A 1714-nucleotide genomic window follows, 5' to 3' on the forward strand; every position below is an offset into this window, starting at 1 on the left:
GTCGTAGCGCTCGATGGTCAGCTTCTGGTGTTCGATTATGGTCAGGCCGGTGCTTTCCAGCGCAATCGGCTCGCACATGTAATCCTGCGCCACGGCGCCAACGATGGTGGCGACGCCATCGGCATGAAGACGGCGCAGTGCGGCGGCGTATTCGGCCACGCTGCTGCGATAGCCGCCATGCTTAACCACCTCGGTAAAAGCACCGCTATCGATCAGCACCTCGCCGCAACCGAGCGGCTTTTTGCGGCCGAGCAACCGCCGCCAGCTGATACAAGCGCGGCCGAAATGCTGACCATCGGATGGCTGGTGTAGTCCGACGTAGAAGAGGACTTCGCTCATTCCGCAGCCTCCGCAAAGGCATGCCGCACCAGCCCATCGCAGCCACCGCCCATGCCGGCGGAGAGAACGACCGTCATCCGGTTGTCGAGTGAAAAGGGTGCGTTCATCGTTCCGCCTTCAGCCATGCGGCGAAGCTGGCGCGCAGCGCTTTCCACGCTTCGCTTGCCGCCCCGCCATTGTTGAGTTCTTTTCGCGATTGCACGCCGAGCAGGCTGCGCACCTTTTGCGCCACGCGCTCGTCGGTCAGTGGCTTTTCCAGCCCATGCCGCTCATGCAGGAACACCTTGAACGCCGGCTCCTGGCACTTCATGCCGCACTCGGCGGCGAAGTTTTTCACGTCGCTCGCCGCCGGTTCGCCGCGCTGCTCGATCTGGCGGCGTGGCGCCGGCTCGCCCCTTAAGTCACGGATCTTGCCGAACGCATCGTCGAGCAGCCGCAGCAGGAAGGCCACGGTGTCCGGCGCATTGCAGACGAAGTCGATCTCGTCGACCGTCGCGGCATCGAAGCGCAGCAGCACCAGCAATTCGCCCATCTCGCCGCGCGCCTCTACGAAGGCTCCGGCCTCGCCATGCACGCGCGTCCAATCGGCCGGCGCGATGGCCGCGAGTGACTCGCGGATGGCGAGCAGCTTTGTCGCGTTGGGCGAGAGAACGGCGGCGTTCATGGCATGCGCCCGTGTTTGCGCATGGCGCGGCCCAAGACCTTCGCCGCCCGTTCCAGCGATTTACGAGCGGCGATCTCGCCTGCACCGAACTTCGCCTGCGCCAAACGGTCGGCCGCGCCGGCAACCTGGCGACACGCCTCCATGATGTCGTCATCGGCCTTGCTGATTGTCCTCGGCTTTGCTGCCGGGATCGCAGCCGCTATTCGCTCGACCTCCGCCATCAGCATTTCGCGCACCACGGGCGCCAGCGCGCGGGCAAGGGGATCGACTTGTCTGCCGAGCGCGGTCATGAAGCACCTCCCGCGAATTCAGCCAGGCCGGCGCGGAACAGTTCGGCACTGGCGGCGAGATCAGCGGGCGGCATGCCTGCGGCATCGCGCACGGCGAGACCAAGCGAAAGCCGCAATGCGACGAAGTTCCAGCCGGCTTCGAACCCAGCCCGGCGACAGGCGGCTGCGATGACCTCGTGATATTTGAGGATCACGGAATCGGGCATGCGGAGCAGGGTGTCGGCGCGCGCGCGATCACCATCGGCATCGTGCAACTCGCGCAGGATCGGGAGCATGAAATCGGTCATCCATCCATCCTCCCGATTGATGATCTCCGCCAATTCCTGCGACTGGCGGTCTTGTTCGGCCTTCCAAGAACCAGTCATCGCGCATCGCCTTCATGCCGCGTTTCACATGGAACGCATGCTGTAACAGGTTGACT

General features: G+C 64.5%; 4 protein-coding genes. All 4 read right to left on the reverse strand.

The window, feature by feature from the left end; genetic code table 11:
• The coding region (locus EN893_RS32630) for a hypothetical protein (RefSeq protein WP_206640221.1) at nucleotides 1-339 on the reverse strand (339 nt) is incomplete at its 3' end.
• Between the two features lie 103 nt (nucleotides 340-442).
• A complete protein-coding gene (locus tag EN893_RS32635) occupies nucleotides 443-1003 on the reverse strand; it encodes a hypothetical protein (RefSeq protein ID WP_127266769.1) in 561 nt (186 codons plus the stop codon).
• Nucleotides 1000-1293 carry a hypothetical protein gene (locus tag EN893_RS32640; RefSeq protein WP_127266768.1) on the reverse strand — a complete coding sequence of 98 codons (294 nt, stop codon included), beginning with the start codon at nucleotides 1291-1293 and terminating at the stop codon, nucleotides 1000-1002. Before EN893_RS32640 ends, EN893_RS32635 begins: the two co-directional genes overlap by 4 nt.
• Nucleotides 1290-1658 carry a hypothetical protein gene (locus EN893_RS32645; protein ID WP_236383315.1) on the reverse strand — a complete coding sequence of 123 codons (369 nt, stop codon included), beginning with the start codon at nucleotides 1656-1658 and terminating at the stop codon, nucleotides 1290-1292. The genes EN893_RS32640 and EN893_RS32645 overlap by 4 nt, the downstream gene beginning before the upstream one ends.
• Between the last annotated feature and the right edge of the window lie 56 nt (nucleotides 1659-1714).

It is taken from the genome of Mesorhizobium sp. M7A.F.Ca.CA.004.04.2.1 (assembly GCF_004022825.1).
Taxonomy (GTDB): Bacteria; Pseudomonadota; Alphaproteobacteria; order Rhizobiales; family Rhizobiaceae; genus Mesorhizobium.

What these genes read in the sequence shown, in the direction of transcription:
- EN893_RS32635 (WP_127266769.1), bottom strand. Translation starts at nt 1,003, where the DNA reads ATGAACGCCGCCGTTCTCTCGCCCAACGCGACAAAGCTGCTCGCCATC.
- EN893_RS32640 (WP_127266768.1), bottom strand. Translation starts at nt 1,293, where the DNA reads ATGACCGCGCTCGGCAGACAAGTCGATCCCCTTGCCCGCGCGCTGGCG.
- EN893_RS32645 (WP_236383315.1), bottom strand. Translation starts at nt 1,658, where the DNA reads ATGACTGGTTCTTGGAAGGCCGAACAAGACCGCCAGTCGCAGGAATTG.